Source organism: Vibrio atlanticus (genome assembly GCF_024347315.1).
GTDB classification, from domain to species: Bacteria; Pseudomonadota; Gammaproteobacteria; order Enterobacterales; family Vibrionaceae; genus Vibrio; species Vibrio atlanticus.
The window spans coordinates 741,400-756,608 of record NZ_AP025460.1 but is presented as its reverse complement, the minus strand read 5'-3'; the positions used below and the strand labels follow the sequence as shown (position 1 = coordinate 756,608).

Sequence of the window (15,209 nt, the reverse complement as noted above, 5' to 3'; positions counted from 1 at the left end):
TTCATATGGGTATACCCATCACACCTATATGAACTTACGCATCATTTAGATTGAACTATAGCTTAAATGAACTATAGTTCAATAAGGTATCTAAATGAACTAGTAGGCATTGCAGTATATGATTTATGGGTATTTAAGAGCTTCAACTACCGAACAAGATGCAAATCGAGCAAGAACGTATCTTGAAAGGTTTGCTGATGAGCAAAAAGTGACTGTTGATGAGTATTTCGTTGAAAATGCTTCTGGTCGAGATTTTGAACGACCAATCTTGAATCAGATGATCGACATTGCCAAGAGTGGCGACACCATTCTCGTTGAGCAGTTAGATCGATTAACTCGCCTATCAACTGATGATTGGGAAAAGCTGAAAATCAAGCTAGTTAAGTCTGGTGTTTCCATTGTTGCTGTCGATATCCCAACAAGCTATCAACTTCTAAAAAAGAGCGACTCAGTATCTGATGAGCTTACCAGCATTATCTTCAAGAAAATTAATGAGCTTCTTTTTGACGTACTTGCCGTAATTGCCTCAAAAGACTACGAAGACCGAAGAAGACGACAAGCTGAAGGAATTGAGAAAGCGCAAAAGGAAGGAAAGTATAAGGGTAAGCAGCAAACCCAAGAGACTGTTGATAAATGCCTTAAAGCTAATGAATACATAACTATCAACGGTCTATCCCAGCTCAAGGCTTGCCAGTTAGCGGGAGTTTCTATTTCGACTTGGAGGAGGTTTCACAAACGCAACTAAAACTAACTCTTGATACGTACCTAATCATTAAGGGGGCGTGTATTCTATCGTTGCGCATGTAACGAGTTGAGGTGATCTAGGGATCGCTTCAATTAATACTAAACTTTCAGTAGTTTTGCACCAGCACGGTGCAGGTATGACGAAATTGATCAGAAGTTCCGTTAATTTAGATGAATTATACTGAACTTTCGATCTTTCAGCACAAAACTTGAGTAACTATAGCGATCCTTGGAGCACCTCGCGTTACCATGTTTTGCTTCTTGACCGTTCAAATGTCCAGAAAAAATAGCCTAGGCGAGGATGTGTGCATTCCATTATTGCGCACGTTAATAATTGAGTGAGGTGATCTAAGGATCGCTTCAATTGATACTAAACTTTCAGTAGTTTTGCACCTGTACGGTGCGAGTATGAAGAAATTGATCAGAAGTTCCGTTTATTTAGATGAATTTTACTGAACTTTCGATCTTTCAACATCAAACTTGAGTAATTACAGCGATCCTTGGATCACCTCGCGTTAACATGTTTTGCTTCTTGACCGTTCAAATATCCACTTTGATGAAGAAAAAATAGCCTAGGCGAGGGTGTGTGCATTCCATTATTACGCACGTTAATAATTGAGTGAGGTGATCTAAGGATCGCTTCAATTAATACTAAACTTTCAGTAGTTTTGCACCTGTACGGTGCAAGTATGAAGAAATTGATCAGAAGTTCCGTTTATTTGAGTTGGAGATACTGAACTTTCGATCTTTCAGGATAAAATTTGAGTAATTACAGCGATCCTTAGATCACCTTGCGTTACCATGTTTTGCTTCTTGACCGTCCGAACTTTCACTCACCGAGTGACGCGTAGTGTAAAGTGCTTTTGATTGCCATGACTTTAGTCGCGGATCATTCCGTTGCGCTTCAAAATCAGTATTTCTCATTAACTCTTGTATGTCATATTTTAGCTGCTTACGTGTCATCATCGAAATCCTTTAAACAATAATACTGAATAGTCTAGTTTCACTTTTACTGTAATCACAATGTTTGATCTCATAAGCAAACAATGAACAGAATCAACCCATATGTCATTTCAGTCTCACTCAACTACTCGGATGCAGTATCTACAGGCAAGTCTAATGAAGGCTGATGCCCACGTCCTTGAACTTCCTCTTCAAAACCAAGGGCTTTATAACCTTTCTCTCGCTTCTTAAACATTCGTTGTAACATTGGCAATTTAGTATCTACGTAGTCAATCACCTTCACTTCTATTTTACCTTGATATTGCCTTTGAATTCGCCCTACATACTGTATTAGCGAGCCTTTCCACGACACAGGTAACGCTAAGATCAATGTATCCAGTCTCGGTAAATCAAACCCTTCACCGATAAACTTTCCTGTGGCAACAAGTACCTGAGCTGAGTCGAGCTGATCCATCACTTGTTTCAGAGACTTCTTTTTCATAGCTCCAACAAGTAACTGAACTTGAACCCCCTCTTCAACCAAAGCATTATAAATAGTGGCTGCATGCTCTCTTCTCTCAGTCAAAATGATAGGCACTCGACCTTTCAATATTTCAGATTTAGTATCAGATAAGATTTGCTTGTTTCTCTCAGGATGCTCCATAAGCCAACGATAGACTTCTGATATATGTGGCTTTGATTCATCATTAGTCAGAACAAGCGGTGGTACATACGCGAGTTTTCTGCAATGCAGAATCTGTTGGAATTGAGATGTTTTATCAATCTTGATCGTGTGTCTCACCCTACCTAATTGCATAAAAATAATGGGTTGATGCCCATCTCTACGCTCTAAAGTCGCACTTACCCCATAGACATATTTCGCATAAGCCTCTGACAACACACGTTCATATTGCGGTGCAGATAAATGGTGGCATTCATCAACAATGATCTGACCATACTCCTGAATCATTGGGTTTACAGTATTATCACCTCGGTTTATCAGGCTTTGATAGGTAGCAATATCGACTTGAGCTGTTGGTTTTTTCCTTGCCCCAGTATAAATACCGATATCAATGCCGTCAGAGAAGGCTGTTAGACGTTCCTTCCATTGGTCTGCGAGTTGCTTGCTATGCACTAAAATCAGCGTATTAACTTTGCGTTGAGCTATCAGACCGATAGCCGTCACAGTCTTACCGAAAGCAGTTGGAGCATGTAGCACACCACAATCAAACTTAAGCAAGGAGTCCACTGCTTTTTGCTGTGATTGTCGCAACTCACCCTGAAAGTTAACTAACTCCAACTTCTGCCCAAGCGTTCTTTTATCAACAAGATCTACCTTGATATGCAGATCCGCCAAGATTTCCTGTACATCATCAAGGCAGCCTCTAGGTAAGCTTAAATAGCCATTATCTAACTCCGCTAAGCATATAAAGCGAGCTATACCATTAGTTGAAAGACGCATGCCCTGCGCTTTAAAAAACTTGGGGTTAGAAAATGATGCTAACTTTTTGAGTCTAGCGACTAATGGATTAGGAAACTCTGAGAGAGGTAAATAAATGCGGTTTGCCAATACTACGGTTACGTTTGACGGACACCCATCAATGCCCGATGTAGGCAATACGTTACGTTCCCATGGTTTCAAGTCACTAACGTCTGGTTGTTTAGCTTTTTTCTCTATAGCCGATATCAGCTTTTCAAGTTTAGATACTGGTACTTTCTGAACTGATTTTAGTGCCAACCATTGATCGGCATAGGGTTGACCAAAACGATCCAAAAACACTGAGTTTTGAGTAGCCCTTGCTTGTTTTTGTAAGGGTAAGGCGATTAGATTGCCGATACCGCCAGTGGGTAAAACATCCTGATTAGGGAAGAGGCGGTCATAAGAATCAAAAGCTAATGCACTATGGATTTGCATCGCTTTGTCTAAGAGAAGAAAGCCTAATTCTCTTGCGTCCTTTGCTGTTGTTGCGGATTCAAAGAAAATCCAGACATGCGCTCCTTTACCTGAACGAGAGCGCTCCCACAAACAATCCAGATCATAAAACTCACACGCTTCAACATAAGCTTGAGATGCCTGAAGCCAGTCGCTTTTATCAAAATCTATGGCTAATAAGAAACACGAATGGTCAGGCTGTATAGGGTATAAGCCAATGACTTCAGCGCCAGTTAAGTGACGATAGATCGCATCTCTATCCAGAGGTTTAAAAGCTTGATTCAAGCACTCTAAACACTTTACCTTTGGCTTTTCACATACCCCTTGCTGCCACTCATTGGAGCAAGCTATTGAGTAACCATTTCGACCTGCCGAGTTTTGCCAACGATTAGCGTAGCAGTGGTGATTTCCTCGGAAGTAACTTTGAAATAGCTCGATTTTCTGTCCTGGAGTTAACAGAGTTTGCTCTAGATTCACTGGACTAGACAGTAGTTCATTTCGTCTTTTCTCAAGCTGAGATAGCTCGGATTTTAACTCAGCAATCCTATGATTGACGGATTCCAGTTCATCCATGATCTTCGCATCCTATGCATTTAGAAATCAAAGCCAATAGGCTTTGATAGGTCTATTTATCTGCAAGTATCAATGTCTTCTTTGTCTGACTCGCTTCGGAATCTAGTACGGGAAATAACATTGAATACGGTACTGTCCAAGCGGTATTACCAACCAATACAACCACTTTCTTAGGGTTTAGCTTAGAGACTTGTCCAATATACTCTTGATTATCCCTATTACTAACAAAACCAACAGTTTGCCCAATCGACAGCTCCGCTTTCGACAGTCCTACAGCTTTATTTGATACTAACTCAGTATCAATGTGATCGAGGTTTAAAAAATAAAAGGGTAATGACCAACCTTTTCCTGTTTCTTTTTCACTAATGTCCACCCGAGTTCTACCAACTTTCAATATGGTACAAAGCACAGAATGATTTCGTTCTGTACAAAAGTATTCAACTTCCATACCTACCGTAATTTTCGCTTTTAAAGCTCTTGCTCTATCGGGATCTTCTAAGACTTTCTCTATAGCTGATTTGAGCCGAAACAACTCAAAGTCACTCGCAGTTTCTAACTCTTCAAAAACTTTCTGGGTATTCATACTATGCCTAAGGATGTGTAAATCGAGATCTCACCAATTCTGTCATAAGATGATGCAGTTTTTTACTTTCTTGTTTTGATTCACCAATTTCACCAAAACTATCAAATGTAGCGATAACATACATTTCTCTCTCACCATCAAAGTAGACGCAATGAAACCCCATAACACCAAGAACCCAAGAATACTCTTCTGACATTTCACATTGATGTTCCCATACCTGCGGAGTAGCGAGCTTTATCAAACGCCAGGAACTCTTATCTAGCCCTTCCAAGATCATTTCTTCATAGCATATAAGCTCTATTAGCTTTTCGTCACTGAACACTGTACATCCATCATTATCTCTATGAATTATATTTGATAATACCGTTACGAGGCATTTTCATCAATCACCAACCAACACTTTTATGCGCATAAAAAAGATCAAGCACAACACTTTAATGCGCATAAAAGCGTTTAATTAAAACATAAACTGGCGCAATAATATGATAATGTACTAATGCATATCAGAGGTGAGCAATACGCATGAAGAGAGAAATCTTAAACAAACTACTCAAATGGAAAGAGAAGTCATCAAGAAAGCCACTCTTGATCGATGGTGCCAGACAGACGGGTAAAACTTATCTGTTACAGGAACTACTAGGTCAAAATTTTAACAAAGTTATAAGAATTGATTTCTTAGAAGAGCCGCAGTTCAGAGAAGCATTTTCTAACTCTCTAAATCCTGACGATATCATTACCAATATTGAACTATTAACGGGAGAGGTATTTGACCTCGCCACTGATCTACTGATCCTCGATGAGATAGGTGAGTGTCCAAAAGCGGTCACTGCCTTGAAGTATTTTGCCGAAAAAGCACCACAAGCTTATATTGCAGCAAGTGGCTCTAACATTGGTTTACTTACATCCTTTCCTGTCGGTAAGGTTGAACAACACAACTTAAGACCATTAACATTTAAAGAGTTTCTTTGGGCAAGTGAAGAAAAGCCACTCATTAAAGCATTTGAGCAGCAAGTGAACTCTGAAGTTGCACATACAAAGCTATTCGGCATGCTTACTGATTATTACTTTGTGGGCGGAATGCCTGAAGCTGTTGATGCTTGGTTTACTCATTCAGACAGAAGTATCATTGAACGAACGGAGCTTGTTTCAGATGTTCAAAGCAACTTAATTCAAGGTTACTTACGAGACTTTGGCAAGTACTCGGATAAAGTCGATGCCACACTTATAGAGTCCGTATTCAGAAACATTCCTTCACAGTTATCGTCAGTATTTGATGATTCAGTAAAACGTTTCAAGTTTAAAGGCGTCCATCAGCGTAAATCTCGATATGCTGAATACGAAAGTGCCATTACATGGCTACATAAATGCAGACTAACCTTGAAGAATTACCCTATCGATGGGCAACCTAGATCGCCCTTATCAGCCTATCAAAAAGAAAATGCTATAAAGCTGTTTCTATTTGATGTAGGACTACTTAATCACATGCTCGCAACAAGTTACCGTGAAATAAAGCAACAGGGGTACGAATACAAAGGCTACGTTGCTGAAAACTTTGTTCAACAAGAACTTGCAGCACTAGGCTACGAACCGACTTTTTCATGGGGGGATGCTAGAGCTGAGATTGAGTTTGTCATTGCCGATGAGGTTGGTCGTATAATTCCTATAGAAGTAAAGAGTGGCAAAAGGACTCGTGCTAGGTCACTGCAATCCTATATATCGAAGTGTAAGCCACACAAGACAATCAAGCTAACAGGAACACAAGGCTCCAATGCACTAGAGCAAGACAATGTTGTAATGCCTTTGTATTACACACAATACTTGAACGACCACCTTAAGGTTCCGATAGATAGTTAGCCATACTTTAGGTATCTCAAAGCCCCATGGCTTTGAGTTCTCTATTATTCTTTCATTATATAAAGTAAATCACACTAGACTTTAAATAAGATCGCCAAGTTTATAAGCATAAAAGTTCACTACTGTAGACTTTTATGCAGTAGCTCAATACACTTACCATAAAAGTTAACTTTAATAGACTTTTACTTAAAATCTACGTATTAATAATTTAAAAGTCTATCAAGGCATACTTTATTGCATCATGCTATATGGAGGTTCCATGGTTAAGAAAGTAAAAGCAACTGAGTCACCAGATCTAAGCCAGGTGTTCACACCATCACTACTTGGTGAGGCGATCAAAGCAAAAAGAACTCAAAGTAAAATCACCCAGCAAGATGCAGCATTGCTTTCTGGTGTTTCAAAACAAACCTACATAAAAATTGAACAAGGCAGCTCCGATATTAAACTAACCTCTTTAATGAAAGTTGTGTCTGCTCTAGGGATAAAGATATCGATACAACCATGGCAAGACTTAGATACTTCAGTCCCATCACAGGAGAAAGGTAATGACGTCTGGGTCTAATCAATACATCCTCGATATAGTTTATAGCCAGCAAGTCATAGGCAAGCTATCACTGAGTAAAGAAAGTGATGCTCTATCTGTAATCTACAAGCAAGATTGGATTGATAATGGGTTTCCCATATCGCCACACCTTCCATTTAACTCTGATATACCATCAGTCAATATCAGAAGGTTTTTACAGAATTTGCTCCCTGAAAATAAAGGGTTAGATTATTTGATCGACTTTCTTGGCGTATCACGTTCAAACGTATTTGCACAAGTTGGTGGTATTGGAACAGATACATCAGGTGCAATGATGTTCTTATCTGAAGGTGTTTCTCCAGTTCAAACTGAAACCTCTTTCAACCCAATCAACGATAGTGAATTAATTAAGAAACTATCTGACCCTGAGCTTTGGTATTTAGAAATATGGGAAGGAAAACCAAGACTATCAGTAGCGGGGGTTCAATCTAAGCTAAACGTTTTATCTATCGATGGAAACTTAGGGTTTGGAGAGGGTGAACTATGCTCAACTCATATTGTGAAGTTCGAAAAAAATGACCAACAACACCTTGTCATAAATGAATTTGTGACGATGAAGTTAGCGAAGCTAGTTGAACTAGATGTTGCTGATGTTGAGTTGCGGTATTTTGACCAATTTCCAGCCTTAATTGTAGAGAGATTTGATCGAAAGCTATTTAGCTCAACAAGTGTGAAACGAAGGCATATGATCGATGCCTGTCAAGCTTGTAACCTAGGTGTCGATAGAAAGTATGAACGAAACTTAGGTAAACAAAGAGATGTCAGTCATATTCGTGATGGTGTCAGCTTCACCCGACTTTTTTCGGTAACAGAGCAATGTGAAAACCCATTAGCGGCAAAACTAGCGATCCTAAAGTGGGCAATGTTCAATCTCTGCATTTATAACGCAGATGCACATGGCAAAAACTTCAGTTTCTTTGTCCAAAAATCGGGCTTAACACCAACGCCACTTTACGATCTAGTCAATGTAAGGATGTACCCTGAATTTGAGCAGGATCTTGCGATGGCAATTGGGGATGAATTTGACTCAGATTCTATTAATGCCTACCAACTTGTAGAGTTTGCTGACGATTGTGGTATTTCACCAAAATTGCTTCAACAGAGCCTAGTAAAGATCGCAAATGACATTATAAACAACATTGATGATGCTATATCTCTCGTCACTCCTACTTCTGATTCACTATTACCTTATTTAAACCGATACCGTGAAATCGTTGTGGCTAGATGTAAGCACTTCCTTAAACAATCACCACTCATCACTGAAATTGAGCTTTAACTTATAGATAAGCTATCTAATCAGAATATAGAAAGCACAAAGAGCAAAAGCTCTTTGTGTTACCTACTTGATAATTAACGCAGCCAGTTCAGTTACTGATGAAGAAGTTGAACCGATAGAAATTAGATAAATTTAGGTGTTACTCCATATCGCCCAGTAAGTAATCTTCATCGCTACTGACTACTGCGCCGTGCTTCAAGAAGTTCTTACCTAGGATCATGCTGTATTCAAAGCGAGAGCGATCTTGAAGGTTTACCCTCACCTCTTTCTCTAAATCGCCTAGCTTCACTTTCATTTCTACCACTGGGCGAATGTTCACCTTCTCGCCTTTCTTAGCTTTAATGCGCATTACATCAATCACTGGCTTGGTGAAATCTTGCTTATCGCCTTGGTTGTTTTGATAGGTAAAGCTCACCATGTCTTGGCCGTCTTTCTTAAATCGTTTGATGTTGACTGCGTTCATGGAACTCACATCCGCCCCAGTATCCAACTTGGCCGGGAACTTCATGCCGTTGACTTCAACAACTTCTATATGCCCAACTTTAAACAAAGGTTCCGATTTCAAAAGATAATCAGATCGAGTATTCACATATACCCCATCTTTCGCCATCTTCTTACCTAGAATGAAGTACGCTTCTTTTTCATTGCTATCCAGCACATCGATAGCAAACTCTTGTTGGCGAACTTTACCAGCTCCCAAAAACTCACCACTTACAACCGGGCGAGTATCATCACCGACCTTAAGCTTCTTAATAATTGGCTTTGTTATCTTCTGCTTCTCACCATTTACATCTGTAAGATAAAATTCAACGGAAGCCTCTTTGCCTTTACCTGTCATTTCAAAACTGTCGACCTTCAACAAAGGCGTGTTGACAGTAAATGAAGCAACAGCCTTCATAGGGAAACCATCTAATGTGATATCTTCTTCCGGTGAGATAATCAGTGGCTCAGTCTTTTTCGTGACCTCACTGAAATTCTCAGATCCTTCTGAAAGAATATTCTCAGCACTGGTGTCAATCATAAAAAGCTCGCTTGCGGTGCTTGTACCAAATCTCAACTGTGACACGCTACTTGAGCGGTCACGTAGGTACACCAGAACGTCTTTGGTTGTGTTTTCATCGAGTTGGACTGGTACATATACCAGAGGTCTCTTTTTACCACCTACACTTAACATACGAACTAATGGCAGTGTCATCTCTTTCTGCTTACCATCGTTGTCGAACATATCAAACGTCACTTCACTGTTCTTCTTATCTACATCGATGTCTTTCGCATGAAGAATGCTGTAGCGATTTTTTAATGAGAAGGTCGCGTTCATCGCCATTCCCGAGATAGACATCACCTCTTTTCGGCCAACAACCGTCGCGTTTTCCTGCTCCTGCAAATAGTCGTAACCAGCAAACACCAGTGCGTTATCCGCAAGGAAGGTTTTGCCGATCAATACTGGCGCAGAAAAGTGGCTTCTGTCGGTCAGGTTAACGTCGGTTTTTAATTCTTGGTCCGCAATGGTGAGCGACATTTTGACAGTAGGGCGAAGCAAAGGCGTGCTGCTGGTGCGGCTACGTATCATGCTGACACGATCTAAAGGCGCTTCAATTAATACCATGTCTCCCGTGCGCGGGTTTTGAACCTTGAAAGAGACCACAGCTTCATATTTCGCAAAGGTGCTACCATCCCAATCATCGTAATCAACATCAGAATTGTTCAACAGGTCTTCGGTTAACGCCGCCATCAACTCTTTGTCTTTAAGATTTCTATAATCAGCATTCGTGCTCTTCACATGAATGTCCTCCGCATGCATAGAAGTGGTTTCTGCACCGGTATCGATTTTACCAATGAAAGGAACGTCTTTTAGCCCTTGAACGCTAGATAGGTACACATTCTCTGTACGCCCTAATACCGCCTTACCATCGAGTTCGTAGGTCGGATTTTGAGTGGTGTGTGAAGTGTCTGTAGCCAAAGAATATTGTGAAAAAAGTAGAGTGCTTAAAAGAGTTAGAGCCAAAGGTATCTTTTTCATTAGTTGGTCCGTTGTGATCAGTTCACTAATAATACTGGCGATTCGGCAAATAGTTCCCCCACCAGCAATGGTTCTCACATAACGTTAACGCTATGAGTTTTTCGATGACAAACCGATGACTTTGCGCTGCATTCGCTTATCGATTATTGACTAATGGATACCCAATAACCTTTTCAATGCTCAGTGTTCTATTGAAGAAATGAATACAAAAAAGGCCAACGACGAGCGCTGACCTTAGCGATTCAAAACACACCTGAAGCGAGTTTAACTTGCTAAAACACAAACGGTTCTAGATAAACATAGCACTAAAAAGTGCCAACTGTTTTCTTTGCACAGATAGCACGAGCTTTTTCTGCTCCCTCGCCTTGATTCTGTTCAAAACATTGACGATAAGATTCGACGTAACGCTCAAATAACACTTTGGCTTCAGGTTGTGGTTTAGAAAGCAGTTGGTTAACGAATTTTCTTGAGCCGACCTCAAAATGTTGGGTATCGACTGGGCTATTCCAATCCCCTCCCCAGATCATAAATCCGTGATGGGCGAAAAGCTCCACCACATCTTCTGCCATGCCACTACGTTCTATTTCATCACGCGCGCGAAAACGAGTACGGTTCACATAGCGAGTCGCAGATTGTGAAGGCTTTACCGTGATTCTTCCGTTGTTATCAAACTCTAAGAAAGGGTTTTGAACTGGGTTGATATCGATTGCCACACCATAAGCATGCTTCGACCAACCACCTCCGCCTGTAATAGGACGAGCGTTAAACGCACTGCTGTTGTTCGCGTCCATTGAGGCGTTGTCGTCCCCTCTGAATTCACGCATTAGGCGAGCGGAATGAAGAGGGAAATTGCGCTGTTTAAGATCTGAAAAGATTTGTTCAACGGCAGTCGCAATAACATCCAGCACGATCATATTGCCCTGTTGCGTTTCCCCTTTGAAATTAATGAAATCGAAATCCACTTTGGATAGTCGATCACAACCAACAGGCGCACCGCTACTCAAGACATTGTTCTTTTTCATCATGTCGCATTGCCATTGAGATATAGGGGCAACTTGGGCATAACTCGCAGCACTGAGCACAGTGGCCAGCCAGCCGACAATTAAACGTTTCATATCAAGGCTCAAAAACAGTAAGAGTAAAAAGACAGGAAGTGAAAAATAACACACTCAACATAACAGAGCGCATATTTTGCTAGTGCGTTTTATTCCAGTAAACGATTTCGCGAACTCTTCCGTTCTGATCCTTATCAGCCTTTCCACCGATTTCAGAAAGCTCAGGCAAGCACGACAATGTTGGAGCGTGATAAGCAATCAACATCAAAATGAATGCGTCATAAATATCGTCTATCGCGACGTCTTTACGCTTGGTATTTACAATGGCCAACGCCAAACCGTCACACCATTGTGGAGCGAGTTGTTGAATAATAGAAAGCCGTTCCTCTTTGCCCTCTTGAGTTCGCTTAGAAAAGGTTAACGGTTCCCCTTTCAAGGCAGCGAACACCACCTCAGGATGTGATTCCCTTATCGAAAGAGTGGGATGAGATTCAATGAGTTCATCAAGCTCACGAATCTTGGGCACAATTCCCCAAGTTTGCTTAGAAAACTTCTTATTAAGCTTCTCCACATTGACACTACACGCCGCAATGTAATCGGTCTGATAAATCGCCTCACGACACGGAACTGGAAACACGGAAGAGCCACGCTTGCTGGTGAGAAAGCGCCTTGCCGCTTTATCGCATAATCTATCAGGAGTGAGCGAATCGCTAAAGCCAATAGGCATATCGATTAACGTTGTTGATCCCGTAAGATCATCAACCAACTCATAGAGGGTGTTTACCACTCTATACGTTGGCATAGCATTATCAGAGACAATCCAAGCGATCCAACCGGCTTTACAGCCATCAATTCCGATGTATTTCATTATGCTCTCGGTGATTAGTTTGTTGAGGACTATTTGGGATAACTAGGGCGTGTTGATCTTTCGTGAGTGTTTTTTGAACAGCATGGTAAAGAGTTATAATTTGCTTCGCCAAAAGTAAAACCATAACCAATACCATGCCAAGAACAATGCTAACTGATATTCGCTGGGAACTGCTACTCCAAGTTATGAAAAGTACAGGTCGTATTTACGATAAAACTGAACATCGAATGACATTTGAAGGAATACTTTATCGAATGAGAACAGGTATTCCTTGGCGAGATCTACCCTCTGAGTTCGGAGAGTGGAGTACCGTTTACAGACGATTTAATCTTTGGTCAAAGAAAGGGATTTTAGATAAACTTTTCAAAAGCTTATCTAGCATGGCTGATTTTGAATGGGTCTTTCTTGATGGCTCTATAGTTCGAGCGCATCAGCATAGTACAGGTGCAGCTACTGAAAGCTCAGAGCAAATAGGAAAAAGTCGCGGGGGCAACTCAACCAAAATTCACTTAGCCGTAGATAGTGGTGGTCTGCCGATTTGCTTTGATTTATCAGAAGGACAACGCCACGATATAGTGCATGCCGAAAGCTTAGTTGAACAACTCGATGAAGTTAATACTATCGTTTGTGATAAAGGATATGACAGCGAACCTTTCCGTACTTTTGTTAAGGAACGTGGCGGAGAAACGGTAATTGCTAAACGCAATTACGGACAAGATATAGACAAAGACAGTATGGATTGGTGTCTATACAAGTATCGTCACTTGGTCGAAAATGCCTTTGGGAGAATTAAGCATTATCGAGCTATTTCAAGTAGATATGACAAGCTAGAAAGGAATTATGCCAGCATGTTATCGCTGGCATTCATGTTAATGTGGCTACCGATGTATTGTTGAACACAAAATGTACAGCAAAGATCAACACGCCCTAGCCACTTAATGATCAGTGCCACTCATTAATTAACAGTCGGCTTTTCACGCCACGTACCTGTAAACCCATTGCATCGAACACCTCTTCGAAGTCTCGACATTGTGGTGGAATATTGGGTAAAGAAAGTGCTGCTTCAGAAAAGAATTGTTGTTCAAAATGAGCCGAATCGCTCCACGCCAATTGCCACCATTCGAGAATACGAAACTTAGACGCTCGAAGTTTTTCAGCAGTAGGAACTTTGTCACTTTTGCTTAGGTTCTCTTTGCTTGTGGTCGGAAAGAGGTTCCACTTGTCGTTATTCGGCCAATAAGCAAAAGGCAAGCAGTGATCAACGTGATAGTCATGTTTCAATGATTTTCCACTCCAGACACTGACAATATCGGCACGTTCAGATCTAAGTTGTTCGACACGTTTACGCACATCGCGAGTATCGTGGTTTTGATCGATCCATACCAAGCAGTCGTGATACGTCTGTAGTGAGATACTTCGCTGTCGGTTCAACTCGAAACGCTGCATCTCCATGACCCATTGATTCACCACCAGCGGTTCAATCCAAGAGTGGTAGATTCTAAAGCACTCCCACAGGCTTTCATCGAGAGTGAAATAGCCAAAGCTTTCTAAGAACTCACTATCAATGACCAGTGACTCTCGACTCTTCCGTCGTTTCTGAGGTGGGTATATATCGAATAGTCGGTTGTCTTTCGAGCCTTGATAAATAAAAGTCACAGGCCCTGATTTAATGGTGCTGATCGTTTGTGAAAACAGCTTCTGTAGTGCCTTGGCTTCATCGCCGAGAAACATAGAGCCTATCGCTAGATCATCAGCACTGAGGTGTTTGAGTTTATTCCAACCATTCTCTTTTACAAATCCGAGGCCTTTACTCGTGTTGCTATTTTGCTGAATCCCAGCGCCTTCTATATCGATATCAATCAAACGCTTAAACTGCCTTACCCAATACAGAGCAACTAAGCCCACTGGTAGAGAAATTTTCCCATCCGTTCGATCAATCACAGCGCCTGAATGAGCATCCGCAATTCTCAGTAAGGTTCTTAATAAAGCCAACTTGTATGTGGCCGACTTGTTGTCATTCACAATAATGTGGCGCACCTTGTTCAAGTCGCCGGAGCCATCATCTGGTAATGTCATCACCACGGTTTGCCACCACACTTCACTGCGGTTCAATGTATCTTGGCTATCATCAACATGACGAACCAACAAGGCGCTGTTTTTTGATAAACGCTCGAGCTCTTCAACTGAGACTTCATAGCCTTGTCGACTGTCTTGAAAGTCCCCATGACGTAGAGTTATCACCAACTTGCCATTTGGAGCCAGCAAGTTAGACAACTTTCTAAATGCACGCTCTCGATGAGACGAGGCTAAATGCATCCATACTGCGCTCACCAATATCAAGTCAAAACGCATTCCGAGGTTTTCAGTGCGGCTAAGCGAGGGAAGTGAATCATCAATCCAGGTAACACTTGGGCTTGTATATTTCGAGCCTTGTTCGCGTAATGAAGCACTTGGTTCTATCGCAATAACATCAGCTCCGGCTTTGTGCATCCATAGCGCATCACGACCACTTCCCGCACCAACATCTAGTACTTTATCACCCTCTAAAGGCCAATAAGCTTGCCAGCTTTTATGTACCGTCTCGAACGTCACTGAGTTGTACTGTTCACAAAGTGTGTGAGCATTTTTATCGTAAAAAGGAATCGATGAGGACATATGCGCTATTGGGGTTAGGAGTCTATCTCAATAGTAATGGGGAGCTTAGGCGATTGCTAGCAAGTCATGTAAGTTCAGCCACACCAATCAATATTTATCGTTAGTGACTGTTTTATATCAATA

13 protein-coding genes are annotated in these 15,209 nt (G+C 41.2%); 5 read left to right on the top strand and 8 right to left on the bottom strand.

Translation table 11 applies throughout. The features are described 5' to 3' along the window. Window positions 1-118 precede the first annotated feature (118 nt). Window positions 119-745, top strand: a complete 627-nt coding sequence (locus tag OCV30_RS03470; RefSeq protein ID WP_065678404.1) for a recombinase family protein — start codon at window positions 119-121, stop codon at window positions 743-745. 785 nt (window positions 746-1,530) lie between these two features. On the opposite strand, the gene OCV30_RS03465 is transcribed toward OCV30_RS03470, so the two are convergent. The 4 genes from OCV30_RS03465 to OCV30_RS03450 all read right to left on the bottom strand — a co-directional run bounded on the left by OCV30_RS03465 (window position 1,531) and on the right by OCV30_RS03450 (window position 5,097). Then, window positions 1,531-1,710, bottom strand: a complete 180-nt coding sequence (locus OCV30_RS03465; RefSeq protein WP_065678403.1) for a hypothetical protein — start codon at window positions 1,708-1,710, stop codon at window positions 1,531-1,533. A 121-nt stretch (window positions 1,711-1,831) separates the two neighbouring features. Then, window positions 1,832-4,192 (bottom strand): TOTE conflict system archaeo-eukaryotic primase domain-containing protein, encoded by a 2,361-nt coding sequence (locus OCV30_RS03460; RefSeq protein ID WP_065678402.1) that lies wholly within the window; start codon window positions 4,190-4,192, stop codon window positions 1,832-1,834. 52 nt (window positions 4,193-4,244) lie between these two features. Continuing rightward, the gene (locus tag OCV30_RS03455; protein WP_065678401.1) at window positions 4,245-4,775 is read right to left on the bottom strand and encodes a hypothetical protein; all 531 of its coding nucleotides are present in this window, start codon (window positions 4,773-4,775) and stop codon (window positions 4,245-4,247) included. 7 nt (window positions 4,776-4,782) lie between these two features. After that, complete coding sequence (locus OCV30_RS03450; protein WP_065678400.1) at window positions 4,783-5,097, bottom strand: hypothetical protein; 315 nt, start codon at window positions 5,095-5,097, stop codon at window positions 4,783-4,785. A 200-nt stretch (window positions 5,098-5,297) separates the two neighbouring features. Between OCV30_RS03450 and OCV30_RS03445 the strand changes: the two genes are divergently transcribed. From OCV30_RS03445 to OCV30_RS03435, 3 genes are all read left to right on the top strand, one after another. Then, window positions 5,298-6,629, top strand: a complete 1,332-nt coding sequence (locus OCV30_RS03445; RefSeq protein ID WP_065678399.1) for an ATP-binding protein — start codon at window positions 5,298-5,300, stop codon at window positions 6,627-6,629. Window positions 6,630-6,888: 259 nt separating this feature from the next. Then, window positions 6,889-7,191 (top strand): helix-turn-helix transcriptional regulator, encoded by a 303-nt coding sequence (locus OCV30_RS03440; RefSeq protein ID WP_065678398.1) that lies wholly within the window; start codon window positions 6,889-6,891, stop codon window positions 7,189-7,191. After that, window positions 7,175-8,488 carry a HipA domain-containing protein gene (locus tag OCV30_RS03435; protein ID WP_065678397.1) on the top strand — a complete coding sequence of 438 codons (1,314 nt, stop codon included), beginning with the start codon at window positions 7,175-7,177 and terminating at the stop codon, window positions 8,486-8,488. The genes OCV30_RS03440 and OCV30_RS03435 overlap by 17 nt, the downstream gene beginning before the upstream one ends. Before the next feature lie 139 nt (window positions 8,489-8,627). Here OCV30_RS03435 and OCV30_RS03430 read toward each other — a convergent pair whose 3' ends face one another. The 3 genes from OCV30_RS03430 to OCV30_RS03420 form a co-directional block, all read right to left on the bottom strand. After that, the gene (locus tag OCV30_RS03430; protein WP_065678396.1) at window positions 8,628-10,508 is read right to left on the bottom strand and encodes an ATP-dependent zinc protease family protein; all 1,881 of its coding nucleotides are present in this window, start codon (window positions 10,506-10,508) and stop codon (window positions 8,628-8,630) included. A 305-nt stretch (window positions 10,509-10,813) separates the two neighbouring features. After that, entirely contained in the window at window positions 10,814-11,623 is an 810-nt protein-coding gene (locus OCV30_RS03425) for a M15 family metallopeptidase (RefSeq protein WP_065678395.1), read from the bottom strand. 79 nt (window positions 11,624-11,702) lie between these two features. Continuing rightward, window positions 11,703-12,431 (bottom strand): DUF429 domain-containing protein, encoded by a 729-nt coding sequence (locus tag OCV30_RS03420; protein WP_065678394.1) that lies wholly within the window; start codon window positions 12,429-12,431, stop codon window positions 11,703-11,705. A 134-nt stretch (window positions 12,432-12,565) separates the two neighbouring features. On the opposite strand from OCV30_RS03420, the gene OCV30_RS03415 reads away from it, so the two are divergent. After that, complete coding sequence (locus OCV30_RS03415) at window positions 12,566-13,327, top strand: IS5 family transposase (protein WP_102552608.1); 762 nt, start codon at window positions 12,566-12,568, stop codon at window positions 13,325-13,327. Between the two features lie 46 nt (window positions 13,328-13,373). Here the strand turns inward: OCV30_RS03415 and OCV30_RS03410 are convergent, their stop codons facing one another. After that, window positions 13,374-15,086, bottom strand: a complete 1,713-nt coding sequence (locus tag OCV30_RS03410) for a class I SAM-dependent methyltransferase (protein ID WP_065678467.1) — start codon at window positions 15,084-15,086, stop codon at window positions 13,374-13,376. Window positions 15,087-15,209: the final 123 nt, after the last annotated feature.